The 22,734-nt window shown below is 70.3% G+C and carries 21 protein-coding genes, 1 tRNA gene and 2 pseudogenes; 13 read left to right on the plus strand and 11 right to left on the minus strand.

All coding sequences use genetic code 11. The features are described 5' to 3' along the window. Positions 1–102: 102 nt before the first annotated feature. From RR3_RS00290 to RR3_RS00300, 3 genes are read left to right on the plus strand one after another with little or no spacing between them, the layout of a single operon-like run. Positions 103–786, plus strand: coding sequence for a hypothetical protein (locus tag RR3_RS00290; RefSeq protein WP_064065920.1), 684 nt, complete (start codon positions 103–105; stop codon positions 784–786). After that, positions 783–2,915: an Rv1355c family protein gene (locus RR3_RS00295; RefSeq protein WP_010592916.1), complete on the plus strand. Its 2,133-nt coding sequence runs from the start codon at positions 783–785 to the stop codon at positions 2,913–2,915. Before RR3_RS00290 ends, RR3_RS00295 begins: the two co-directional genes overlap by 4 nt. Positions 2,916–2,960: 45 nt before the next feature. Beyond that, a complete protein-coding gene (locus RR3_RS00300; RefSeq protein ID WP_010592915.1) occupies positions 2,961–4,817 on the plus strand; it encodes a putative bifunctional diguanylate cyclase/phosphodiesterase in 1,857 nt (618 codons plus the stop codon). A 16-nt stretch (positions 4,818–4,833) separates the two neighbouring features. Here the strand turns inward: RR3_RS00300 and efeB are convergent, their stop codons facing one another. The 3 genes and pseudogenes from efeB to RR3_RS25050 form a co-directional block, all read right to left on the minus strand. Continuing rightward, positions 4,834–6,099, minus strand: coding sequence for an iron uptake transporter deferrochelatase/peroxidase subunit (gene efeB, locus RR3_RS00305; protein WP_064065921.1), 1,266 nt, complete (start codon positions 6,097–6,099; stop codon positions 4,834–4,836). Further along, positions 6,096–7,235: an iron uptake system protein EfeO gene (gene efeO / locus RR3_RS00310; RefSeq protein WP_064065922.1), complete on the minus strand. Its 1,140-nt coding sequence runs from the start codon at positions 7,233–7,235 to the stop codon at positions 6,096–6,098. The genes efeB and efeO overlap by 4 nt, the downstream gene beginning before the upstream one ends. Before the next feature lie 210 nt (positions 7,236–7,445). Then, positions 7,446–7,580 (minus strand): annotated as a pseudogene (locus RR3_RS25050) (iron transporter); the annotation flags it as partial. Between the two features lie 139 nt (positions 7,581–7,719). On the opposite strand from RR3_RS25050, the gene RR3_RS00320 reads away from it, so the two are divergent. The 8 genes from RR3_RS00320 to RR3_RS24755 all read left to right on the plus strand — a co-directional run bounded on the left by RR3_RS00320 (position 7,720) and on the right by RR3_RS24755 (position 13,594). Then, entirely contained in the window at positions 7,720–8,481 is a 762-nt protein-coding gene (locus RR3_RS00320; RefSeq protein ID WP_064065924.1) for a lytic transglycosylase domain-containing protein, read from the plus strand. 152 nt (positions 8,482–8,633) lie between these two features. Next, positions 8,634–9,920: a phosphopyruvate hydratase gene (gene eno / locus RR3_RS00325; protein WP_017679539.1), complete on the plus strand. Its 1,287-nt coding sequence runs from the start codon at positions 8,634–8,636 to the stop codon at positions 9,918–9,920. A gap of 10 nt (positions 9,921–9,930) precedes the next feature. After that, positions 9,931–10,593, plus strand: coding sequence for an FtsB family cell division protein (locus RR3_RS00330; RefSeq protein ID WP_010592909.1), 663 nt, complete (start codon positions 9,931–9,933; stop codon positions 10,591–10,593). After that, the gene (locus RR3_RS00335) at positions 10,590–11,117 is read left to right on the plus strand and encodes a DUF501 domain-containing protein (protein WP_040274530.1); all 528 of its coding nucleotides are present in this window, start codon (positions 10,590–10,592) and stop codon (positions 11,115–11,117) included. Before RR3_RS00330 ends, RR3_RS00335 begins: the two co-directional genes overlap by 4 nt. Further along, a complete protein-coding gene (locus RR3_RS00340) occupies positions 11,114–12,070 on the plus strand; it encodes a Ppx/GppA phosphatase family protein (protein WP_040274533.1) in 957 nt (318 codons plus the stop codon). Before RR3_RS00335 ends, RR3_RS00340 begins: the two co-directional genes overlap by 4 nt. Before the next feature lie 118 nt (positions 12,071–12,188). Further along, positions 12,189–12,265, plus strand: a tRNA-Leu gene (locus RR3_RS00345). A 133-nt stretch (positions 12,266–12,398) separates the two neighbouring features. Continuing rightward, positions 12,399–13,241, plus strand: a complete 843-nt coding sequence (locus tag RR3_RS00350; protein ID WP_234420169.1) for a hypothetical protein — start codon at positions 12,399–12,401, stop codon at positions 13,239–13,241. Between the two features lie 182 nt (positions 13,242–13,423). Next, positions 13,424–13,594: a hypothetical protein gene (locus RR3_RS24755; RefSeq protein WP_162919285.1), complete on the plus strand. Its 171-nt coding sequence runs from the start codon at positions 13,424–13,426 to the stop codon at positions 13,592–13,594. A gap of 31 nt (positions 13,595–13,625) precedes the next feature. Here the strand turns inward: RR3_RS24755 and RR3_RS00355 are convergent, their stop codons facing one another. From RR3_RS00355 to RR3_RS24765, 5 genes and pseudogenes are all read right to left on the minus strand, one after another. Further along, on the minus strand, positions 13,626–13,787 hold the full coding sequence (locus tag RR3_RS00355) for a hypothetical protein (RefSeq protein WP_234420170.1): 162 nt from the start codon (positions 13,785–13,787) through the stop codon (positions 13,626–13,628). Positions 13,788–13,919: 132 nt separating this feature from the next. Further along, positions 13,920–14,072, minus strand: coding sequence for a hypothetical protein (locus RR3_RS24760; protein WP_156525151.1), 153 nt, complete (start codon positions 14,070–14,072; stop codon positions 13,920–13,922). A gap of 54 nt (positions 14,073–14,126) precedes the next feature. Then, positions 14,127–14,556: pseudogene (locus RR3_RS00360) on the minus strand (glutathione-dependent formaldehyde dehydrogenase); the annotation flags it as partial. 4 nt (positions 14,557–14,560) lie between these two features. After that, positions 14,561–15,262, minus strand: coding sequence for a type 1 glutamine amidotransferase domain-containing protein (locus RR3_RS00365; RefSeq protein ID WP_040274538.1), 702 nt, complete (start codon positions 15,260–15,262; stop codon positions 14,561–14,563). A gap of 297 nt (positions 15,263–15,559) precedes the next feature. Further along, positions 15,560–15,703: a hypothetical protein gene (locus RR3_RS24765; protein WP_169833332.1), complete on the minus strand. Its 144-nt coding sequence runs from the start codon at positions 15,701–15,703 to the stop codon at positions 15,560–15,562. Positions 15,704–16,060: 357 nt separating this feature from the next. Between RR3_RS24765 and RR3_RS00370 the strand changes: the two genes are divergently transcribed. After that, positions 16,061–17,557: a DUF4389 domain-containing protein gene (locus RR3_RS00370; RefSeq protein ID WP_064065925.1), complete on the plus strand. Its 1,497-nt coding sequence runs from the start codon at positions 16,061–16,063 to the stop codon at positions 17,555–17,557. A gap of 72 nt (positions 17,558–17,629) precedes the next feature. Here RR3_RS00370 and RR3_RS00375 read toward each other — a convergent pair whose 3' ends face one another. Beyond that, the gene (locus tag RR3_RS00375) at positions 17,630–17,827 is read right to left on the minus strand and encodes a CsbD family protein (RefSeq protein ID WP_003935098.1); all 198 of its coding nucleotides are present in this window, start codon (positions 17,825–17,827) and stop codon (positions 17,630–17,632) included. A 110-nt stretch (positions 17,828–17,937) separates the two neighbouring features. Here RR3_RS00375 and RR3_RS00380 point away from each other — a divergent pair, with 110 nt between their 5' ends. Further along, the gene (locus RR3_RS00380) at positions 17,938–18,129 is read left to right on the plus strand and encodes a hypothetical protein (protein WP_010592900.1); all 192 of its coding nucleotides are present in this window, start codon (positions 17,938–17,940) and stop codon (positions 18,127–18,129) included. 31 nt (positions 18,130–18,160) lie between these two features. On the opposite strand, the gene RR3_RS00385 is transcribed toward RR3_RS00380, so the two are convergent. Continuing rightward, positions 18,161–19,177, minus strand: coding sequence for a magnesium transporter CorA family protein (locus RR3_RS00385; RefSeq protein ID WP_010592899.1), 1,017 nt, complete (start codon positions 19,175–19,177; stop codon positions 18,161–18,163). A gap of 44 nt (positions 19,178–19,221) precedes the next feature. Beyond that, entirely contained in the window at positions 19,222–22,716 is a 3,495-nt protein-coding gene (locus RR3_RS00390) for a serine/threonine-protein kinase (protein ID WP_072786274.1), read from the minus strand. Positions 22,717–22,734 lie beyond the last annotated feature (18 nt).

The following is a 22,734-nucleotide window of genomic DNA, read 5'->3' on the forward strand; positions in this document are numbered from 1 at the left end:
CGGTCGAGGAGCATGACGGTGAGCGAGAGGGCCTGATGTGGTCCACCGGGTGACTCCGTGCGGGGTCATCCGCAAGGTCGGAGGCCGACAGTGGATCGAGCAGTGCGCGTCGCATCGGACTCGGTGCGCGAGCGTGTCTCGACCTACAGCGATCCGGCCTCGGGATATTCGTTCGTCGCCGCCGTGCCCGCCGCGGCGCCGGACCTGTGGAACGAATATCTTGCCCGGGCGTTGGGGGCCTACCGCCGATTCGGGGTCGAGTCCGCACTGGATTACGAGACGGTGCGAAGCGGCGACAGCACGGCGATGTTCTGCGCGGGGGTGGATCGACGGGGAGTCGTCGTGGGAGGGGTACGAGCCCAGGGGCCGTTCCGGAGTGCGGACGAGTCCCATGCCTTGACCGAGTGGAACGCTCCGGAGCACGTCGAGCGGCTCCGCCGCATGATCGAGAGCCGGATCCCCTTCGGTCTGATCGAGGCGAAGGCCGCATGGGTGTCCGAGGACGTGCCCCAGCGCCGGGAACTCACCTTGGCCATAGCCCGGATGGGCGCCAAGTTCATGGACCTCCTCCAGTCCCGCTACATGATGGCCACCGCCGCCGACAACCTCCTCGATCTGTGGCGGACCTGTGGGGGAGTGGTCGACGAGAGCATGCCGGCTACTCCGTATCCGGACGCCCGTTATCGGACCCGGCTCATGTGGTGGGACCGTCTGCACGCCGATCCCCTCGGCGACGAACTCCGACGAGAAGTGGACGGGTTTCCCGTCGGCGGGGAGCCCGCGTGAGGTCCGACGGCGAGGCCGGATGGACGCCGTCGGTGTTCGCGGAGGACCGGCCGGAGGACATGGAGGGGCTCGACCGCCTGCGCTCCGAACCCGGACTTGTCGTCGTCGATCGTCTCTCCGATCAGGTGCGGGGACTGCGCGAAGTGCTCCCGCCGGCCGGGAGTGACGTGCTCGACGAGCCGGCCCGGTGGGTCCACTACCCGTGGCGCCGGACCGTGGTCCGTGTGCTCGGACCGCACTCGTTCCGGCGGTTGCGGCTGGACCGCAATCGGAACAAGGTGACCTCCGCCGAACAGGACCGGCTGCGCGGAACGACTGTGGGAATCGTCGGCCTGAGCGTCGGCTTCTCGGTCGCACAGGCGCTGGTGCTCGACGGGGTGTGCGGGGAACTGCGGCTCGCCGACTTCGACCCGATCGAGCTGTCGAATCTCAACCGGGTGCCGGCCTCCCTCGTGGACCTGGGCACGAACAAGGCGGTCGTGGCCGCGCGACGACTCTCGGAGCTGGATCCGTACCTGCCCCTGTCGGTGTGGCCCGACGGGATCGGACCGGAGACGGTCGGCGAGTTCCTGGACGGCCTCGACATCGTCGTGGACGAGTGCGACTCGCTGGACGTGAAGGTCGCACTGCGTGCGGAGGCGGCCCGACGGGCCGTGCCGGTGGTGATGGAAACGAGTGACCGGGGATTGATCGACGTCGAACGCTACGATCTGCTGCCGGGACGGCCGTTCCACGGACTGCTCGGCGAGATCGAGCCGGATCGCCTCGCCGCCCTGTCGGGCCGGGAGAAGATCCCGTACGCGCTGCGCCTGCTCGGACCGGAGCGGATCTCGACCCGGATGGCCGCGTCCCTGCTGGAGGTGGAGCAGACGCTGGCCACCTGGCCTCAGCTCGGCAGCGAGGTGATGCTCGGCGGCGCGACGGTCGCCGCGGTGGTGCGACGGCTCGGCCTCGGCCAACCCCTGAATGCGGGACGAGGCCGCGTGGACGTCGAAGCCTGTCTCGACGCCCTGGCACTCCCCGCGGATCCCGGACGCCGGGCCGGCACAGACGTACCTCCGCCCGCGGAATCGGATGATCCGATCGACCGGGTGCTGCACGCCGCAAGCCGGGCCCCCTCGGGAGGCAACAGCCAGCCGTGGTCCATCACGGCCGACGGCGAGCGGCTCGAGGTCGCCGCCGCCGACGACTTCACGCCGACCGCGATCGACATCCACGCCCGAGGCAGCTACGTGGCGCTGGGCGCAGCCCTGCAGAACGCGCGCATCGCCGCGGCGGCGCACCGGATACTCGGTGCGGTCCGGGTGCTCGAGCGGGACGCCGCCGAGCCGCCGCGCGAAGTGCTCGCGACGATGCAGTTCTCGGACGGAACCGATTCGGTCCTGGCCGCCCAGTACGAGCCCATGCTCTCGCGCGGCACCAATCGGCGACCCGGCGACGGATCGCCGCTTTCCGAGGCCGAGACGGCTGCCCTGTACGAGGCGGCCGAGCAGGAGGGCGGCCGGATCCGGGTCGTCACCGGCGCCGATCGCCTCGCCGAGACCGCGGAGTTGCTCGCAGAATCCGACAGGATCCGCTACCTGACGCCCGTTCTGCGCCGGGAGATGCTCGCGGAACTGCGGTGGCCGCACTCCGAGGACACCGCCAGCGGCATCGACGTCGGAACACTCGGGATGGACGACGCGGAACGCACGATGCTCGACCTGGCGGTGCGAAACGATGTCCTCGACCAACTCGGAGAGTGGGACCTGGGGCACGGGCTGGGTCGTCTGACCGGAATGCGGGTGCGCAGCAGTTCGGCTCTCGTGGCGGTTTTCGCGCCGGGGCCACAGCCCGCCGACTACGTCCGGGCGGGGATGACCGCCGAGAGCGTGTGGATCCGCGCCCACGGCATGGGTCTTGCAGTCCAGCCGGCCTCCCCGGTGTTCCTCTACGCCGAGGACGACACCGACCTCGTCCGACTCTCCGAGGTCCGATTCGGCGCGCTCGGAAAGCTGCAGTCGGCGCTCGACGACGCGTTCGACAGACCGACCGGCCTGCGTTTCGCCCTCCTGCTCCGGGTGGCGCGGGCGCGGCCGGAACGGGTTCGCAGCGCGCGCCGCTCGGATAGGGTTCGAAGACATCCCTGATGCGGTCCCGTGTGCGTCGAATGTGCTGTTCCCAAGGGGTTTGAGATGGTGGAGAAGAGCTTCGAGAACATTGTCACCCGTGTCGCTTCCCGCCTCATGCCGGCGGACGCCGTGTCTCATCACTCGGTGATCGAGCAAGTGCTCCAGGACCTCGTCGAGCACTTCGAGGTCGACAACTGCTTTCTTCGTTACAACGACCACGAGATCCACGCGACCGTGCTCGTCGCCGAGTGGCCCCCGCGGGAATTCGTGCCGGACCCGGATCCTCTGGGGGTGGTGCACTTCCGCGACGCCGACCCGATCTTCGCCATGACGGAGACCATGAAGGAACCAGCGGTCAGTCGTCCCGGACAGTCAGGGGCCGAATACGCGAACCGCGTGCGCCTGGGTTCGGGAGTGCCCGAGGTCTCGGTCGCGGCGGTGCCGCTGATCTCCGGAAACGTCACCACCGGCACCCTGGGCTTCATCAAGGCCGGTGATCGCGACTGGAGTGAGAACGAGATCAACACCTTGATGATGATCGCGGCCCTATTGGCGCAGGTGCAGGCCCGTGTCCGCGCCGAACAGGACCTGCGCGACGCGGCCTATCACGACGACCTCACCGGTCTCGCGAGCCGGCGCGCCCTCCTCGAACACCTCGAGGAACGGCTGAAGCGGGGGCAGCCGGGACCGGTCGCCGTCCTGTTTCTCGATCTGGACCGACTCAAGCCGCTCAACGATTTTCTCGGTCACGCCGCCGTCGACGTGTTCCTGTGCCGCACCGCGCAGCGGTTGTCGCGCGTGTGCGATCCGAAGGACATGGTGGCCCGCCTCGGCGGTGACGAGTTCGTCGTCGTGCTCGACGGTGCCGTATCGCTCGAGGCGGCCCGGGAACGTGCCGAGGCACTGCGGTGGGCGGTCGGGATGTCGGTGCAGCTGGGCAGCCAGGTCGTGGGCCGCGGCGGCAGCCTCGGCGTCGCCGTCGGTGAGCCCGGACGGATCACCCCGGTGGCGCTGCTCGGGCGTGTCGACGAGGCGATGCTGATGGCCAAGAGCAAGGGCGGCAACAGCGTCGTCGCATACACCGAGGACATGCGGGGCGCGAGCGAGCGCCGCAACCTCATCGAACTGAGCCTGCGGACGTCGATCGACGACGAGCATCTCACCCTGGACTATCAACCCGAGTTCGACCTGCGTGACGGCAGCATTCTCGGGGTCGAGGCCCTGGTGCGGTGGAATCACCCGGTGCTGGGCAAGCTGCAGCCGGCCGAATTCATCGAGGTGGCCGAGTCGACGAATCTGGCGGGCGAACTCGGGCGCTGGGTGCTGCGGACGGCGTGCGAACAGTTGGCCGAGTGGCGGCGGCGTATCCCGGGCCTGAACCTGACGATGAGTGTGAACGTCTCGCCCGTGCAGCTGGTGAGCCTCGACTTCGTGGAGACGGTGGAGAGCGCTCTGGAGGAGTTCGGCCTCGGCAGCTCGTGCCTGTGTCTGGAGATCACCGAGTACGTGGTCGTCAGCGATCTCGAACGTTCGCGTAAGACACTGCGCCGGCTCGAGCGCCTCGGAGTGTGCTGCGCGATCGACGACTTCGGCACCGGCTACAGCTCGCTCGCGCACCTGAAGTCCCTTCCGGTCCACACCCTCAAGATCGACAAGGCGTTCGTGCTGAATCTGCAGCGCAGCGAGAGCGACCGCGTCATCGTCGAGTCGATCATGGGGCTGGCCTCCGCGTTCGGGCTGGACGTGGTGGCCGAAGGGCTCGAGTCCGTCGCGGCGGCGACGAAGCTGCTCGAACTCGGATGCCACCGGGCGCAGGGCTTCCTGCTGAGCCGTCCGAAGTCGGCGGAGGCGGTCGAGCAACTGCTGCACCGGCAGCGGATCGAGCTCCCGTGGCAGACGCCGGTGGGGGACCGGGCCTGAACCGGCCCGTCGTCCCTCACGCTTCGAAGAGCGCCTGCCCCCAGTACTCGCCCGGCGCCGGCCCGGCCGGGCACGCGAACACCGCCGACCCGACATGCTGGATGTACTCGTTGAGTGCGTCCCGTCGCGCCAGTTCGCGCTGCATCGGCACGAACTGCTCGAGCGGGTTGCGGCAGAACGCAATGAAGAACAGGCCCGCGTCCAGGTGGCCGAGTCCGTCGGAGCCGTCGGTGAAGTTGTATCCCCGGCGCAGGATCTTCAGCCCGCCGAGGTGCTGGGCCGACGCGAGCCGCACGTGCGCGTCGACGGGGACGAACGGCCCGTCCGGTCCTTTGGACTCGAGATCGAGTTCGTCGAATTCGCCGGTCTTCCCGAGCGGAGCGCCCTCGCGCTTGGTGCGGCCGATCACCTGTTCCTGCTCCTGCAGCACCGCCCGGTCCCACTGCTCGATGAGCATCCGGATCCGTCGCGCCACCAGGTAGGTGCCGCCGGCGAGCCAGGCCTGGTCGTCGCCGGCGTCCACCCAGACCGATTCGGCGAGCGCCGCGGGATCCTCGGCCTTGAGATTGTTCGTTCCGTCCTTGAACCCGAACAGGTTCCGCGGTGTCTGCTGCGACGTGGAAGTGGACGAGGTGCGCCCGAAGCCGAGCTGCGACCAGCGCACCGACGCGGTGCCGAACGCGACCCGGGCCAGATTGCGGACGGCGTGCACCGCCACCTGTGGATCGTTGGCGCATGCCTGGATCGCGATGTCACCGCCGCTGCGCGCGGGATCGAGGTTGTCCGCCGGGAAGTGCGGAAGATCTTGCAGCGCAGCAGGTCTGCGCTCGGACAGTCCGAACCGGTCGAAGAACGACGGCCCGAACCCGATGGTCAGGGTCAGCTGCGAGGCGTCGAGGTCCAGGGCCTCGCCGGTGTCGGTGGGCGGATGGTAGGGGCCGTCTCCGGTGGCGCCGTCCTCGGTGGCCTCGCGACCGGCAGTCATCCGCTCGGCCATCTCGGTCCACGTCCTCAGCAGCGCGATCACCTCGTCCCGGTCGTCGGTGGTGACGTCGAAGGCGACGAAGTGCATGCGGTCCTGGGCCGGCGTGACGATCCCGGCCTGATGCGCACCCCGGAACGGGACGGTGTCGGCGGTGCCGGCGTCCGTACCGGGGGCGGTGACCCGGCCGACCACCGCGCCCGCCCCGGCGAGCGCGGCTCCGGCACCGACGGCACCGAACAGGCGCCGGCGGGAGATGCCCGCGCGGGACGCGGGCGCGGAGGTCGGCGTCTCGCTCATGCGCCCGCTGCCCCCGCGACGACGCCCTGCACCTTGCTCACCTCGGCCGACAGTGCGTCGAGCAGGCGGGACAGCTCCTGGCGCTGCGGCTCGGTCACGGTGTCGTAGGAGACGAAGCCGTCGCCCTGCCGGTACTGCGCGAGCGCGGCGTCCAGATCGGCGAAGCGGGCGTCGATGGCCTGCGCCAGCTGCGGGTCGTTCGCGTCGAGAATCGGGCGCAGGGCCGCGACCGCGGCCTGGGAGCCGTCCACGTTGCCCTGGAAGTCCCACAGGTCGGTGTGCGAGAAGATGTCCTCCTCGCCGGTGATCTTCGAGGTCGAGACCTCGTCGAGCAGACCCTGCGCGTTGCCGGCGATCCTGGTCGGATCGACCGTGTAGTCGTCGGCGTTCACCAGCTCGGCCAGCTCCCGGACGTCGGCGGAGAGTTGATCGGCGATCGCAGCCGTGTCGGGCTGGGCGCCCTGCACCCACAGGTCCTTCTCGAGCCGGTGGAAGCCGGTCCACGCCTGACCGGGCTCGAGGTCGGCCTCGCGCAGGTCGATCCGGGGGTCGAGGTCGCCGAAGCTCTCCGCCTCGGGTTCGATTCGCTCGAAGTAGGTGCGGCTGATCGGGAACAGCCGCTTGGCCTCGTCGACGTTGCCCGCCTTCACGGCGGCAACGAACTCGCCGGTCGCGGAGACGAGTGCCTCGGTCTGGCTGCGGATGTACCGGCGGTAACCGTCCCCGGCCTCGGCGAGCTTGCCGTCGGCGTCGGCGGCGGCTCGGGAGTCCCCCGTGACCACGAATTCCTGTCGGATGCCGTCGCCGACCATCCCGGGGCGGCAGGACAGTTCGTAGGTACCGGCCTCGGGCAGGTTCACCATCAGCTGCCGGGTGAGGCCGGGGCCGATGTTCTCGATCTCGCCCATCACCCGGTCGCCGGCGGCGAACACGTAGAACTCGGTGACCTTGGTTCCGTCGTTGGTGATGCTGAAGGTGGCGAGCCCGGTCGCGGCCTCCGACGCCGCCACCTCGCACGCGTCGTCGGTGGCGGTGACGGCGATCGTGTCGTCGCCTGCGGTCGACTTCTCGGTGCAGCCCGCCAGAGCGAGCGGCAGGGCCGCTGCCGCCGCGAGGGCGTACGTGGATCGGCGCATGTGATCGGTGCCTTTCGAACAGGAGGGGGAGTCAGGCGGCGACGGCGGGTTCGGCCGTGCGCGCCGGTGCGACGGGACGCGGGTACAGGACGACGGCGAGACAGCTCACCCAGGCGACGACGTGCAGGACGGTGGGATCCGGGCGGAGGTCCGCGACGAGCGAGGCGAGGATCGCGGCGACTTCGGCGGCGGGCCCGGTGCGAGTGGTGGTGCCGAGGCGAGGAAGGCGACCAGGATCAGCACGACGATGCCCGCTTCGAGGCGCTGGCGGAGACCGATGAGACCGGACCCCCTCGGCTGGGTGGCGGTCGACGGCCCCCCGGACCTCGCGGCGAGCACGGACATGGATACGACTCCAGTAGTTAGGTGAGGCGAACCTTTATTAGGTGACGCAAGCCGAAAACATACACCCGGCCGGAATATCGGCAACAGGGACCTTGGTCCCTTTACCTGCGCTTTGCCGGAGATATGGATGATGGGAACCATGCCCCCTGCCGCCTCGCCGCGACGCTCCCCGTGGCCGCGCGTCCTGTTGGGCGCCGTCGTCGCGGTGATCCTCGTGGTCGTCGGCGTTGCCGTCTGGAGCCCACGCGAGCCGCGCATCCCGATCCCCGACGGCGTCCCACCCGCACCCGGCACCGCCGTCCCGGCGATCGACGTCGACGCCCCAGGCCGCACCGCCGATCAGTTGCGGGACTGGGCCGCGCCGCAGGCCGAGGCACTCGGCATACCCCGCACCGCGCTCGAGGCCTACGGTCACGCCGCCGCCGCCCTCGCCGCCGCGCGCCCCGACTGCGGTCTCGCCTGGACGACCCTCGCCGGCATCGGAAGCGTCGAGAGCCGGCACGGCCGGTACAACGGCGCCGCCATCGCCCCCGACGGCCGCGTCGACCCGCCGATCCGCGGCGTGCCCCTCGACGGCGGGCCCGGACTGGCCGAGATCCGCGACACCGACGGGGGCCGCCTCGACGGTGATCCGGTTCTCGACCGGGCCGTCGGGCCCATGCAGTTCATTCCCGAGACCTGGTCCCGTTGGGGCGTGGACGCGAACGGCGACGGCGTCGCCGATCCCGACAACATCGACGACGCGGCCCTGTCCGCCGGGCGCTACCTGTGCGACCGCGGAGGCGACCTCACCACCGCCGAGGGGTGGACGCGCGCCCTCATGGCCTACAACCTTTCCGGTGAGTACCTCGCCCTGGTGCGCGACCGCGCCGCCGCGTACGGGGTGGGCCGTCAGCCCTGACGCGACTGTCCGATCCGTCCGCCTCGCCCCCGGCAACCCGCCGGTGGCCGCCACCGCGGGGCGCGCCGTGCTTCGGGCGCAGGTCGGGGCGGTTAGGCTGTCCCCAGCGTGCAGACCCCGCAGCGTGAAGTCCATCGAAGGAGAATCAGCCAGTGGCCATCATTGAGCAGGTAGGAGCCCGCGAGATCCTCGATTCGCGTGGTAACCCCACGGTCGAGGTCGAGGTGCTGCTCGACGACGGAAGTTTCGCCCGCGCTGCGGTGCCCTCCGGTGCTTCCACCGGTGAGCACGAGGCCGTCGAGCTGCGCGACGGCGGCGAGCGCTACCTGGGCAAGGGCGTCGAGCAGGCCGTCGAGGGCGTCCTCGGCGAGATCGCGCCGGCGATCATCGGCCTCGATGCGACCGAACAGCGCACCGTCGACCAGGCCCTCCTCGACACCGACGGCACCCCCGACAAGGGCCGGCTCGGAGCCAACGCGCTCCTCGGTGCCTCCCTCGCCGTCGCCAAGGCCGCGGCCGAGTCCTCCGGCCTCGAGCTGTTCCGCTACCTCGGCGGCCCGAACGCCCACATCCTGCCCGTGCCGATGATGAACATCCTCAACGGCGGCGCCCACGCCGACACCGGTGTCGACGTGCAGGAGTTCATGGTCGCCCCGATCGGCGCCCCCACCTTCAAGGAGTCCCTGCGCTGGGGCGCCGAGGTGTACCACGCCCTCAAGTCCGTGCTCAAGAGCCGCGGCCTGGCCACCGGCCTCGGTGACGAGGGTGGATTCGCGCCCGACGTCGCCGGCACCAAGGAGGCCCTCGACCTCATCAGCGAGGCCGTCGCCAAGACCGGCCTGAAGCTCGGAACGGATGTCGCGCTGGCGCTCGACGTCGCCGCCACCGAGTTCTACACCGCGGGCACCGGCTACAAGTTCGAGGGCAAGGACCGCACCGCGGACGAGCTCGCCGACTTCTACGACGAGCTGCTCTCCGCCTACCCGCTCGTGTCCATCGAGGATCCGCTGAGCGAGGACGACTGGGACGGCTGGGTCGCGCTGACCGACAAGATCGGCAACAAGGTGCAGCTGGTCGGCGACGACCTGTTCGTCACCAACCCCGAGCGTCTCGAGGAAGGCATCGTCAAGGGCGCCGCCAACGCGCTGCTCGTGAAGGTGAACCAGATCGGCACCCTCACCGAAACCCTCGACGCGGTCGATCTCGCGCACCGCAACGGGTACAAGTCGATGATGAGCCACCGCTCCGGCGAAACCGAGGACACCACCATCGCGGACCTCGCCGTCGCCGTGGGCAGCGGCCAGATCAAGACCGGTGCCCCGGCCCGTTCCGAGCGCGTCGCCAAGTACAACCAGCTGCTGCGCATCGAGGAGTCGCTCGGCGACGCCGCCCGGTACGCCGGCGAACTGGCGTTCCCGCGTTTCAGCATCGAGGGCTGAGCGCACCCGCATGAGCCAGCGCGGTAGGTCCCGGCCCGGCGCCCGGCGCACCCGCACCGAGGGTGCGCCGGGCGCTCGGCGGCCCAGCCGGGCCCGCCCGGCCGGACCGACCGCCTCGACGGAACCACCCGCCGACGCCGCAGGCGCCCGCGCCGGAGGCACCGGGGGCCGGGCCCGGCCCACCCGGGTCGGGACGCCGCGCGAATCCCGGGCCGCCCGCCCCGAGCGCACCTTCTTCGGCCTGTCCACCGGCCGTGCCGTCGTCCTCGCCCTCGTGGTGTGCGGCCTCGCCCTGACCCTCGCGGTTCCGCTGCGCACGTACGTCAGCCAGCGCTCCGAGGCCGAGCGGGTCGCCGCGGAACGGGCGCAGCTCGAGCAGGAGATCGCGGCGCTGCGCGAACAGAAGGCGCAGATCGAGGATCCCGCGTGGATCCGCGCCCAGGCCCGCGAGCGCCTGCGGTTCGTCATGCCCGGCGAAACCCCCTACCAGGTGCAGTTGCCCGGCGACTATCAGGAACCGGTCGCCGAGCAAGCCGAGGAACTGCCTTCCACGGGCGCCTGGTACAGCGACCTGTGGCAGTCGGTGTCCGTGCCCGCGCCAGAACCCGAACCCGCCCCGGTGCCGCGGCAGATGCCGGTGGCGCCCCCAGAACCAGGAGAACCGACCGGGTGACCGATCCCGTCGCACAGGAAGACCTCGACGCCGTCGCCGCCCAGCTCGGGCGGGCTCCGCGTGGCGTTCTCGCCATCGCCTACCGCTGCCCGGACGGCGCCCCCGGCGTGGTGAAGACCGCACCCAAGCTGCCCGACGGCACGCCGTTCCCGACGCTGTTCTACCTCACCGATCCGCGGCTCACCGCCGAGGCCAGCCGGCAGGAATCCGGTGGGGTCATGAGGGAGATGACCGAGCGGATCGCCGCCGACCCGGAGATCGCGGCCGCGTACCGCCGTGCCCACGAGTCCTACCTGGCCGAACGCGACGCCATCGAATCGCTCGGCACCGACTTCAGCGGCGGCGGCATGCCCGACCGCGTCAAGTGCCTGCACGTACTCATCGCTCATTCCCTCGCCAAAGGACCCGGGGTGAACCCGTTCGGCGACGAAGCCGTCGCCCTCGCCGCCGACGCCGGCCTGCGCGGCACCGCGATCCCCGCCGACTGGCCCACCTACGCCGAACTGCGCGGGCAGGGCGAGTGACCGCGGGTACCCGCCGCGTCGCGGCGATCGATTGCGGCACCAACTCCATCCGCCTGCTCATCGCCGATCTCGACGACGGCGGCCGGCTCACCGACGTCACCCGGTTGATGCGGGTCGTGCGGCTCGGCCAGGGCGTCGACGCGACCGGCCGGCTCGCCCCCGAGGCGATCGAACGCACCCGCGTCGCCCTCGTCGAATACGCCGGCCTCGTCCGCGAGACCGGGGCGCAGGCGGTGCGAATGGTCGCCACCTCCGCCACCCGCGACGCCGCCAACCGGGACGACTTCTTCGCCATGACCCGCGAGGTCCTCGGCGCGGTGATCGCCGGTGCCGAGGCCGAAGTCATCTCCGGCGACGAGGAAGCGCGGCTGTCCTTCACCGGCGCCGTGGGCGAACTCGACCCGGCACGCGGGCCGTTCGTCGTCGTCGACCTCGGCGGCGGTTCCACCGAGGTGGTGCTCGGCGACGCGGACGGCGTGCACGCCGCCTACTCCACCGACATCGGGTGCGTGCGCCTGACCGAGCGGTGCCTGCACGACGACCCGCCCACGGCCGAGCAGGTCGCCGCGGCGCGCACGTTCGCGGGGGAGAAGATCACCGAAGCGCTCGCCCACGTGCCGGTGGAGCAGGCTCGCACCTGGGTCGGCGTCGCCGGCACCATGACCACGATCGCGGCGCTCGCGAACGGGCTCGAGGAATACGACCCCGAGCGGGTGCACCTGTCCACCGTCGGCTTCGACCGGCTGCGCCAGGTGTGCGACGGCCTGCTCGCCGCCACCCACGACGAACGCGCCGCGCTCGGCCCGATGCACCCCGGACGGGTCGACGTCATCGGGGGCGGAGCCGTCGTCACGACGGTGCTGGCCGACGAACTCGCTCGTCGCGCGGGCATCGGCGAGCTGGTCGTGAGCGAGCACGACATCCTCGACGGGATCGCACTGTCGATCGCGTAGGCAGCCGCGGCACTCAGCCGCTCCGCGCCCAGCCGTACGCGCTGACGATCGTCTCCGCGGATGACTGGGCGCGACGCGGCTGCGGGCCCCGAGGCGCCACGCTCTACTCTCTTCATGCGCCCCCATAGCCCAATTGGCAGAGGCAGCGGACTTAAAATCCGCCGAGTGTCGGTTCGAGTCCGACTGGGGGCACCACAACCCAACCAGCTGTGAGCCGACCCGACCGGCGCGTTCGATACGGCTTCCAGACCGCCCCGCGTGGGGCCGAGGGCGATGGTCGTGACGGGCATCACTGGCAGCCGCGACTTCCGCCCCTACAATGCCCTGTGTGCTTACCGAACCAAACGATCGCCTGGGCGCGTCCGTCCGGAGGGGTGCAGTGCGGCTCGGCATCGTGTGGGGGTCGCTGGCCCTCGCAACCGGAGTCTCACCCCTCGCCGCCGCGGATCCGGGTACCGCCGACGAACAGGTCCGCGCCTCCGCGCCGGAGTTCGCTCCGATTCCAGGGATGGCAGCCTCCCCGCTCGTGGCCACCGCCGACGAGGGGGTCGAGGGCATCCGCCGCGCACCGGCTCCGCTGGTCCTGCGTGCGGCCGACGACTTCGATCGTCCGGACGGTCCGCTCGGCCCGAACTGGATCACCCACGGGGGCGGCACCCTGAAGATCGTGAACGGTCATCTCGACGGCCGGGGGACTCCGTCGACCCCGCTGAGTCTCGCGTTCTGGAGTGAGCCGATGCCGAGCGAGACGCAGGTGATGCGGTGTGTGGTCCGCTGGAACGGACGCGACCCGGAGCACTCGTCGATCGGTCCGGTGGTGCGTGCCAATCCCGGTGTCGACACCGGTGTGCAGTTCGCGTTCACCGAGAGCATGATGGCGTTGTACTACGAGGATCCTTCCAGCCCGAACGGATTCGCTCCCGCCGCGGGGACGCCGCAGTACGCGTCCACGTCGAAGTTCCCCGAAGGCGCGGTCGTCGAGCTGCGTGCCGACGGGAACCGGTACACGGCCAGGGTCAATGGCAGGATCGTGCTGCAGGGGACCGTGGAGGCCGACCAGATCCCGTTCACCAATCGGTACGTCGGCACGGTCATCCAGGACGACAGCCGGGAACGGGGCGGTGGACAGCCCCCCGCTCAGCTCGACGATTGCCGGGCGTTGACTCCCTGACGGGGCCCGTCGAGCAGAGACCCGGCGGAAGCGGCGAACCGCTCACGGCATCCGGGAGGGTTCGGCAGGACACGTCGTCAGGCGGGGAGAACCGACGACACGCCACCGATCCAGTTGCCGTCGGGTAGTTCGATCGCTCTTCCCACCCGGCACGGGGTCCGCGATGACGATACGTTCGGAACATGTCGAACGAATCCGAAAGTGCCGTTCTGTCCCTCACGACGCCGGTCACGATGAGTATCGTCCGGGCCTTCCTCGCGGGCGCTCCCGAAGACGCCACGCTGGAACTCGATTCTTCCGATCCCGGAGAGCCGAAGCTTCTGCTGACCTGGGCGAAGCGTCAGAAGGGGTGATCCACGGCCGGGACGGTCCCGACCGGTCGGGTCAGGACCGCTCCCGGTTCTCCCGTTTCTCCCAGTCGTGCCCGACCTGTTCCTCCAGCGTCCATTCCGGGGCTCCCGACCGCGGGTGGGTGTGCGCCCATGCGAGGGCTTCGTCCTGGGTCTCGAACGACTGCTGGTCGATGACGGCACCGTCTCGGTCCACAATCCGAAAGTGCTTCACACCCGGAATCGTTCCAGGCGAACATTCCCTTCGGGCCGCATTCGGCCGAATACGACGCCCGGAACGCAGGGGAGGGGTGGCACGACGGCCGCCGGCGAGTCTTCCGCCGCAGTCTCAGCGCAGCGTCCCGCCCGAGGCCAGCAGCAACAGCACTGTCGCCGAGACGACGACCGCGACGACGACGGCGACGATCGCCACCATGCCGCGCGGGGCCTCGGGGTCACCGAAGAGCGGTTCGTCCTTGTTCCACTTCCACGGGCAGCGCACAGCTACAGGAAACCGGATGTCCGGTATGTCTGCAAGGCGTAGTCCCGCCGGCGGTTACGAGCAGAGACGATTCCTGATGCAGTCGTCCAGCTCGGCCGGCATGATGTGATAGGCCTCCGCGATGTGTTCGCGTGGGATTCTTTGCGTGACAACCTCTTTCGGGTTGAGGTAACCGTTACGGATGTGCTCGGACAAGCGTGGCGATCGACGCTCGACCGGGCACTGGTTCATCCGCAGCGTCAGTCCCTCGTCCATGGAGTCCCCGAACTTCACGGCGCTGAACGTCGAGCCGTACGCGCCCATCACCGGGATCGTCCCGGCCTTGCGGACCGAGTCGATCGCCCAGTTCAGGGTTGTACATCTCGGCGTGCGCGAACGTGCGCGTCTTCGCGAGTCGGTAGTCGAGGGGATCGATCACGATCACGCGTCCGGCTGTGAACCACAGGGTGTCCGATCCGCCCTCCGAGAGTCCTCGGGCGCCGAAGGGGCTAACTCTTCGTCGCCTCGACCACTCGCTCGGCCACCGCCCGCGACGACGCCGGGTTCTGCCCGGTGTAGAGGCTGCGGTCGACGACCACGTGTGATTCCCATGCCGGTCCCGCGTCGAATCGGGCGCCGCTCTCGCGGAGGCGGTCCTCGAGCAGCCACGGCGCCTTCTCGGCGAGCCCGGCCTGCGTCTCCTCCTCGTTGGTGAAGCCGGTCATCCGGTACCCGTCGAAGAGCCAGCCGCCGTCGGCACCTCGTGCGGGCAACAACGCTGCGGGAGCATGGCATACGACGGAGACGAGCTTGCCGGCGGCCATGAACTCCGCGAGCAGCCTGCCGAACGGTTCGGACACGGCGAGGTCCTCCATCGGGCCGTGCCCGCCCGGGACGAACACGAGGTCGTAGTCCTCGGCGCGCACGTCCTCGAGTACGGCGGGCGAGTCGAGGACCGGCCTCAGCTCCGTGAGGGTCCGCCGCAGCTCGTCACTGCGGTCCTCGCCGCCGGCGGCGTCGGGTGCGAGGCTGGCCTCGTCCACGACCGGGCTGCGGCCGCCCGGCGTGGCGAACGTGAGATGGAAGCCGGCATCGGTGAACACCCGGTACGGCTCGATCAGTTCCTCGGCCCAGAATCCCGTCGGGTGTTGCGTCCCGTCGGCGAGCGTCCAGTGATCGGCTCCTGTCACGACGAACAGCACCTCGGTCATGATCAATCCTTCCGGTCGGGAACGGGTCGTGGGGCGACCCACAGGGTGCGTTCCCGTTCCCGGCCGGTTCCAATCGTCGTTCCGGGCATCGCCCGGAATGACGAACGCCCCGGCACGGAGCCGGGGCGTTCGCGTGGCCGGGTCTTCCCCTCCGGCCGTGGTCCACTGTACGCGACCGGGCGGCGGTCCGGCCGCACGGGTCATCCGTTGCGAGGGCGGCGCCGGGATCGTCTGGCGGGCACGTCATCCCGCAGTCCGAAACCGATTTCCCGCAGTACGGAACGACGCGGACGGCGATCAGGCCCGGGCGGAGAAGATGGCGTTGTAGTCGTAGGGGCCGCTCGGCGGCTGCGAGGTCGCGACGGGCTCGGTGCTGCCCTCGTCGCCGGGAGTGGTGGGCTCGACGAAGAGCGGCGTCTGGAACTCGGTTTCGTTGTGCATGATGTCCTTTCGGGCCGGCGAGCCGTGTCGGGCGGCGTAGCTGTGGTACCCCGACGCTGCCGCCGCTACACCCGCACCCGGTATGCGGGTACGGCAGTTCCGGGGCAGGGCTCGGTGGGTGGTGCTCGACCGAAATCACGCTGTACTCGCCCGACCGGAAGCGATCGACCGAGACGTGTCGTCGATGCCCTCACCCTACACGCCGCTGGATGGCCGATGCGTTACGCGCACGGAACCGGTGCGTGACGTGTCGCGGGGTGCGGCGCGGCGAGGTGGGGCAAAGTCTTGTTCGTCCTGTTCGGTCGCGTCTACGGTGAGTTCGGACCGCGTGTACGACACTCCGAATCGGAGGCCGCTATGAAGGCCGGCAACATCGTCATGTTCGTGGTGGGTGTTCTGCTGTCGATGCTCGGACTGGCCCTGCTCGCCGCCGCCGGCGTGCTCGGCTGGGGGTACTTCGTCCAGCGCGACGACGGCTGGTTCACCGCTCCGACCGAGCGTTTCCGCACCGACTCGAGCGCCCTCGTCTCCGAACGCATCGACCTGGTCTTCGACGACACGCCCACCGGTTTCGGCGCCGAGGACTTCGGCCGGCTCAGATTGCGTGCGGCATCGGAGGATCCCGGACAGCCGGTGTTCGTCGGCATCGGCCCGCAGCGGGAGGTCGACGCCTTCCTGTCCGGGGTCGCACACGCCGAACTCACCGACGTCCGGTTCGAGCCGTTCCGCGCCGAGTACCGCGAGATCCCCGGCGACGACCCCGCCCAGGTTCCCGGTGACGAGGACTTCTGGGCCGCGTCGGCTGCCGGACCCGGGACACAGGAATTGCGCTGGGACTTCCAGGAAGGGGTGTGGTCGATCGTCGTGATGAACGCCGACGCCACCCCGGGCGTCGTCGTGGACCTGCAGGCGGGCGCCCAGTTCCCGTTCCTGGGACCCCTCGCGCTGTGGCTGCTCGTCAGTGCTCTCGTCCTGCTCGTGATCGGGGTTCCGCTGCTCGTCCTCGGCGCGGTGGGGCTCGGCCGGCACGGTCCGCCCTCGGCGCACGCTCCGCCGCCGGCCGCCGTCGCCCCGGGCACCTACCCGGTGATGTTGCGCGGCGACCCGGACTCGCCGTCGCGCTGGCTGTGGCTCGTGAAGTGGCTCTTGGCGATCCCGCACTACATCGTGCTCTTCTTCCTCGCGATCGCGCACTTCGTCACGACCGTCGTCGCGGGCTTCGCGATCCTGTTCACCGGCCGCTACCCGCGGGCGCTGTTCGACTTCAACGTCGGCGTGATGCGGTGGTGGTGGCGGGTGGGGTTCTACACCTACTCGGCGCTGGGCACCGACCGGTATCCGCCCTTCAGCCTGCATCGCACGGACTACCCCGCCGACTTCGACGTCCCCTATCCGGAACGTCTCTCCCGGGGACTGGTGCTGGTCAAGTGGTGGCTGCTCGCCGTCCCGCACTACCTGATCCTCGCCGTGCTCGTCGGAGGCGGGGCCACCGCGACCTCAGGCGACTGGGACGACGCGGCGTGGACCTACTCGTGGTCCCTGCTCGGCATTCTCGTGCTCGTCGCGGCGATCGCCCTGCTGTTCACCGCCCGCTACCCGAGCGGGGTGTTCGATCTCGTCGTGGGCATCAACCGCTGGCGTTTCCGGGTGTGGGCCTACGCGGCGCTGCTGCGCGACGAGTACCCGCCGTTCCGGCTCGACCAGGGCCCCCGGGAACTGCACGAGTACGCGCCGCTGGCCGGGCCGCGCGACGACCTCTCACCGGAACCCGGTCGAACGCAGATTCCGCTGTCGAAGGAGCAGTACGGCAACGCGACCTCCGGGGAGCAGGCACGGCCGGGGGAGGGACGCTGACGGCCCCGGAAACGAGCCGTGGCCCCGTCGACGGGGTCGACGGGGCCACGCGCGTGCTTGCGCGCCGCGGCGCTACTTCTTGAACGAGTCCTTGACCTTGCCGGCGGCATCGGAGATCTTGTCGCCCGCCTGCTTCAGACCGCTCGACGCCTGGTCGCCCCGGCCCTCGGCCTCGAGGTCGCGGTCGCCGGTCGCGCGGCCGGCGCCTTCCTTGGCCTGACCGGTGACGTCCTCGGCCTTGTGCTTGGCCTTGTCGATGAAATCAGCCACTTCATCCTCCTTCGTCCGTGGTCACTTCCATCCCCGGATACCCCGGCCCCGGCCATGCCAATCCTGGGGGCTCGGGTTTGAGTGCCGGATCGCCGGGGAAAGCCCCCGGCATGGCTACATACCGAGTGATCGACCCCAAGGGCGAAGTGGTGGCGACCAAGGACATCGAGAGCGCGGACGACGCGCACGCCTGGTTCGTGGACTCCAAGGCCGACAACAGCGAACTGGGCTGGCGTATGGAGGTCAGGGTCGAGGGCGACGACGACTGGCGGTTCTTCGACGACTCCGAAGGAACCACGTAGCCGAGCAGACACGTGCCGTACCCGGCGTCCGTCACAACCAGTTGCGTTGCTTGAACACGATGTAGAGGGTTCCCGCGGACGCGGCGATGACCGCGGTGCTCGACAGCACCCCGCTCCACTGCCCGAAGCCGGGGTACGGCACGTTCTGTCCGTACCACCCTGTCACCGCGGTGGGCACGGCGATGATCGCGGCCCACCCCGTGAGCTTCTTCATCACGGTGTTCAGACGCGCGTCCTGCAGCGACAGGTTGGTTTCGAAGACGGTGGTGATCATGTCGCGCAGGGATTCGGTCCATTCCGTCGCGCGGATGACGTGGTCGTACAGGTCGCTGTACCAGCCGTCGAGTTCGACGGAGTTGCCCCGCTCGGCCCGGTGCCGCATCACCGCGGCGACCACCTCACGCATCGGCAGGACGACACGGCGCAACTGGACGAGTTCCTTGCGTACCCGGTAGGTGTGACGCTGGAGCGCGCGAATGTGCGCGCGCTCGTCGAACAACCGGTCCTCCAGTTCCTCGATCGCGTCGTCGAGCCCCTGAATGGTCTCGAACTGGCCGTCGACGACGACGTCGAGCAGCCCGTGCAGCAGCGCGGCGGTGCCGTGCCGGAGCAGATCGGCGTTGTCGTCCCACCGCCGCACCACCTCGTCGACGTCCAGGCCGGTGCCCCGGTGCACCGTGACCAGGCCGCGGGGGACCACGAACACCGAGACCCGCGTGGTCCTGAGCCGGGACCCGAGCGTGTCGGCCGGCTCACTCCCGTCCGCCAGCGACGTGGCGTAGACGGTGAGGAAGGTGTGAGTGGAGTAACGGGTGACCTTCGTGCGTTCCCCGTGCGCCACCACGTCCTCGACGGCGTGCGGATCGAACGCCAGCTCCTCCGCGATGTCGGTCAGTTCGCGGTGCGTCGGATCGTGCAGGTCCACCCACACCAGGGCGGTCTCGTCCTGGAGGTACTCGGAGACGTCCGCCAGCGGGTAGTTCTCGGCGACGAGCCGTCCGTCGCGCCAGAGCCTGGTGCGGATGTGGTCGGGGACGGCAGCGGTCACGCTCGCAGTCTGCCCTACCCCGGGGTGTTCGGGGCGGCCCGGGTTCACAGCGCGATGCTCGCGCCGCCGGCCTCCGCCAGCCGCACCATCTCGTCGAGGAAGGCCTCGTCCACCGCCGGCCAGTCCGGGGGCCACAACAGGGTGCGCAGCCGATCGCGCAGCAGTGGCAGGAGCGGCACCACGTGGGCTCCCCCGTCGACGAGGTAACGGAGCATGCCCAGGCGCCCGCACGTCGCCACGGCGGGGGCCAGCACGTGCTGGGCCTCCTCGATCCGTCCGGCGGCGTGCAGGCACGCCACCAGCAGCCGCACCGCCTGCAGTTCGGCGCGATGCCGACCGCGTCCGGAGACGCGACGGTGCCACAGCCGGGCCCACTCGCATGCCTCGGCGGCGTCCTCGGGCCTGCCGCTGCCGTAGAGCAGCCGGATGGCGGTGGCGTCCTCCACCTGAGCGGTGATCTCCGTGATGCCGTCGGGGTCGGGGGCATCGGACGCCGGCATCCGTCGCGGGGCGGGCTGCGGTCCCGGCAGGCCGAGCCGCACGCGCTCGTTGACCACCCGGGCACGCAGTCGCGGCAACCGGTAGTCGTCGGCGGCCCGCGCTCCCTCGTCGAGCAGTGCCGCCGCGGCGGCGCGGTCACCGCGCAGCGCCTTGAGCCGCGCGGCCGTGACGAACCGGGCGATCATGAAGTCGGGTACGCCGCCTTCGGTTCCGAGCTCGTGACTTTCGTCGAGCAGAGCCTCGGCCTCGGTGATCCGGCCCTGTTCGTAGAGCAGCTCCCCGAGCATGGCGGCGGCCAGCCGCGCGGCGTGGGTGTGGATGCCGCCCACCTTGCGCGCGGTCCGCAGTCCCGCACGGAAATGTCTCTCGGCCACGGCGACGTTGAGCTGCTCGTTGGCCGCGATCCCGAGCAGACATTGCCCGTACACGCGGCTGAAGGGGCCGTTGGCGGCGCGGTGGTACGGCTCGGCCCACCGCTGCCGCTGCCGGGCGGACTCGAAGTCGAATCGGTAGATGTCCACGAAGGTCGCCACATTCGCCGCGACGGACACCACCCACGGCCGGAACGCGTCCGGATCGTCCAGGCACGGCGCAACCCTGTCCGCCACGTCGGCGATGCGGTCGGTGGAGACTGCGACGACACCCTCGACGACGTCGGCCTCGACCTGCAGGACGGCGATGTCCTCCGCCGCCGCGTTGCAGCAGCTGAAACATCCCCGCGCCGCCGCGAGTGCGGTGCGGGTCTGGTCGGCCCGTTGCAGCAACGCGTTCGCCCACGCCACCGTCATCTGCAGCCGCGGGTGTCCGGCCACCACGCGGGGCGGTAGCTTGGCGACCAGCGCCAGCAGAGTCGTCATGTGGGAGTGCTCGATCAGGAACATCCCGTCGGCGGCGATGATGTCGACGGCGAGTTCCTGGTCGTCGGCGCTGAGGGCGTGGTCCACGGCCTCGCGCAGCATGTGCTGGTGTGCGAACCACTGCGCGGCGGCACGATGGAGCGGCTCCACGCGTTCGGGATGATCACGCTCGAGCCGGCGGCGCAGGAAATCCCCGAACAGCCGGTGGTAGCGGAACCAGCTGCCCTCGTCGTCGACCCGGCGCAGGAACAGATCCCGGGCCTCGATCTGCTCGAGCATCGCCTGTCCGTGCGGGTCGCCGGTGAGCGCGGTGGCGAGGCTGCCGGTGATCTCCTCGGTGACGGACGTCGCGAGCAGGAACTCGTACACCTCCGGCTCGAGGGTGTCGAGCACGTTGTCCGCGAGGAACTCGCCGATGGCGTGGTGGCGGCCCGAGAGGTTCTCGATCAGATCGGTCGGATCCTCGCTGTCGCGCAGGGACAAGGACACCAGTTGCAGCGCGGCGACCCAGCCGTCGGTGACATCGGTCAGGCCCCGGATGTCTTCGGGACCGAGGTCGAGGCCGCTCACGTCGCGCAGGAAGCCCTCGGCTTCCTCGGCGTCGAACCGCAGAGCGTCCGAGTCGATCTCGACGAGTTCGTCGAGCACCCGCATCCGGCTGAGCGGCAGCCCGGCCCGGCTCCGGCTGGTCACCACGATCTGCAGGTGATGACATCCTCGGTCGAGGAGGAAGTCCAGTGCCGCGACGGTGCCCGGTGCGGTGACGAGGTGCCAGTCCTCGATCACCAAGGCCATCGGGGTCTGCTCGCGATGGATCTCGTCGATGAGGGTGGACAGGACGTACCGTTCGGCGTCGTCGCCGTGGGCCTCGAGCACCTGCCGCAGCTGGCGGGCGAACTGCGGACGCACCTGCCGGAACGCCTCGATCAGATGAGTGAGGAACCACACCACGTCGTTGTCGTCCCGGTCGACCGCGAGCCAGGCCACCGCGACGCCCTCGGCGGTGAGGACCTCCCGCCACTGAGCGGCCAGCGTCGACTTCCCGAACCCGGTCGGGGCGTGGATCGCGACGAGCCGGCGACGCCGGGCGCGGCGCAGCCGGTCGATGAGGTGGATGCGCTGGACCAGCGGTCGGCTGGCGGCGTGCGGCCGGAACCGGGTCACCGGCACCGGCGGCGTGGTGATCGCGGTGGGCGTGAGGTGGGGTCCGGTGGTGTGCGTGGTTCCCGGGACGGGCAGCGGTCCGAGTCCGTCCGGGTCCACGGGCAGTGCCATCTCGTCCACGTCGCAGCCGCCGCGGTCCTGTGCCCGCTGCAGCAACTCGCCGAACTCCGCGGCGGACTGCGGACGGGCCTCCGGATCGGTGGCCATGCCGCGTTCCAGGGCGGAGCACACCTCCTCGGGGACGCCGGTGCCCCGCAGATCCGGGACCGGTTCGGTGGTGATCCGCAGGAACTGCGTGACCACCTGCTCCCCGCGGCGCCGCTCGAACGCCGCATGCCCGGTCAGCGCGCAGAACAGGGTGGCGGCCAGACCGTAGACGTCGGCGGCCGGGGTCGGCGGCGACCCGGCCAGGATCTCCGGCGCGGTGAAGGCGGGGGAGCCCGTGATCGCGCCGGACGAGGTGCGGAAGCCGTCCGCGATGCGGGCGATGCCGAAGTCGGTGAGCTGCGGTTCGCCGTACTGGGTGAGCAGGATGTTCGCGGGCTTGACGTCGCGGTGCAGCACGTCGGCCCGGTGCGCCGTCTCGAGCGCCCCGGCGAGCTTGACGCCGATGCGCAGCACGTCCGGCCACGGCAGCGGCCCGTAGCGGCGGATGCGCGCCTCGAGCGAGTCGTGGGGGTGGTAGTGCATGACCAGGTAGGGCCGGCCACTGCCGGTGGTGCCGACCTGCAGGACGGTGACGATGTGCGGATGCCCGGAGAGCCTGCCCATCGCGCGCTGCTCGCGGAGGAATCGGTCGAGGTTGTCGGCGTCGAGCGGGGCGGTGAGCACCTTCACCGCGACGGTGCGCTCGAGCGCCGTCTCCCGGCACCGGTACACCACCCCGAAGCCACCACGGCCGATCTCGGTTGCGTCGGCGAACCCCGCGAGGCGCAGATCCTCGACGGTCTCGTCCTCCGCCGCGGCGACGTGGGAGACCGTGGCTCGCTGGGTGGCGAGGGGATCGTTCTCTGCCATCGGGGCACTCACCTCATG

Source organism: Rhodococcus ruber NBRC 15591 (assembly GCF_001894945.1).
Classification (GTDB): Bacteria; Actinomycetota; Actinomycetes; order Mycobacteriales; family Mycobacteriaceae; genus Rhodococcus; species Rhodococcus ruber.

Bases quoted from the DNA above. Each gene is read 5' to 3' on its own strand.
- RR3_RS00300 (WP_010592915.1), top strand. From the start codon at position 2,961: ATGGTGGAGAAGAGCTTCGAGAACATTGTCACCCGTGTCGCTTCCCGC.
- efeB (WP_064065921.1), bottom strand. From the start codon at position 6,099: ATGAGCGAGACGCCGACCTCCGCGCCCGCGTCCCGCGCGGGCATCTCC.
- efeO (WP_064065922.1), bottom strand. From the start codon at position 7,235: ATGCGCCGATCCACGTACGCCCTCGCGGCGGCAGCGGCCCTGCCGCTC.
- RR3_RS00320 (WP_064065924.1), top strand. From the start codon at position 7,720: ATGCCCCCTGCCGCCTCGCCGCGACGCTCCCCGTGGCCGCGCGTCCTG.
- RR3_RS00330 (WP_010592909.1), top strand. From the start codon at position 9,931: ATGAGCCAGCGCGGTAGGTCCCGGCCCGGCGCCCGGCGCACCCGCACC.
- RR3_RS24755 (WP_162919285.1), top strand. From the start codon at position 13,424: ATGTCGAACGAATCCGAAAGTGCCGTTCTGTCCCTCACGACGCCGGTC.
- RR3_RS00365 (WP_040274538.1), bottom strand. From the start codon at position 15,262: ATGACCGAGGTGCTGTTCGTCGTGACAGGAGCCGATCACTGGACGCTC.
- RR3_RS24765 (WP_169833332.1), bottom strand. From the start codon at position 15,703: ATGCACAACGAAACCGAGTTCCAGACGCCGCTCTTCGTCGAGCCCACC.
- RR3_RS00370 (WP_064065925.1), top strand. From the start codon at position 16,061: ATGAAGGCCGGCAACATCGTCATGTTCGTGGTGGGTGTTCTGCTGTCG.
- RR3_RS00380 (WP_010592900.1), top strand. From the start codon at position 17,938: ATGGCTACATACCGAGTGATCGACCCCAAGGGCGAAGTGGTGGCGACC.
- RR3_RS00390 (WP_072786274.1), bottom strand. From the start codon at position 22,716: ATGGCAGAGAACGATCCCCTCGCCACCCAGCGAGCCACGGTCTCCCAC.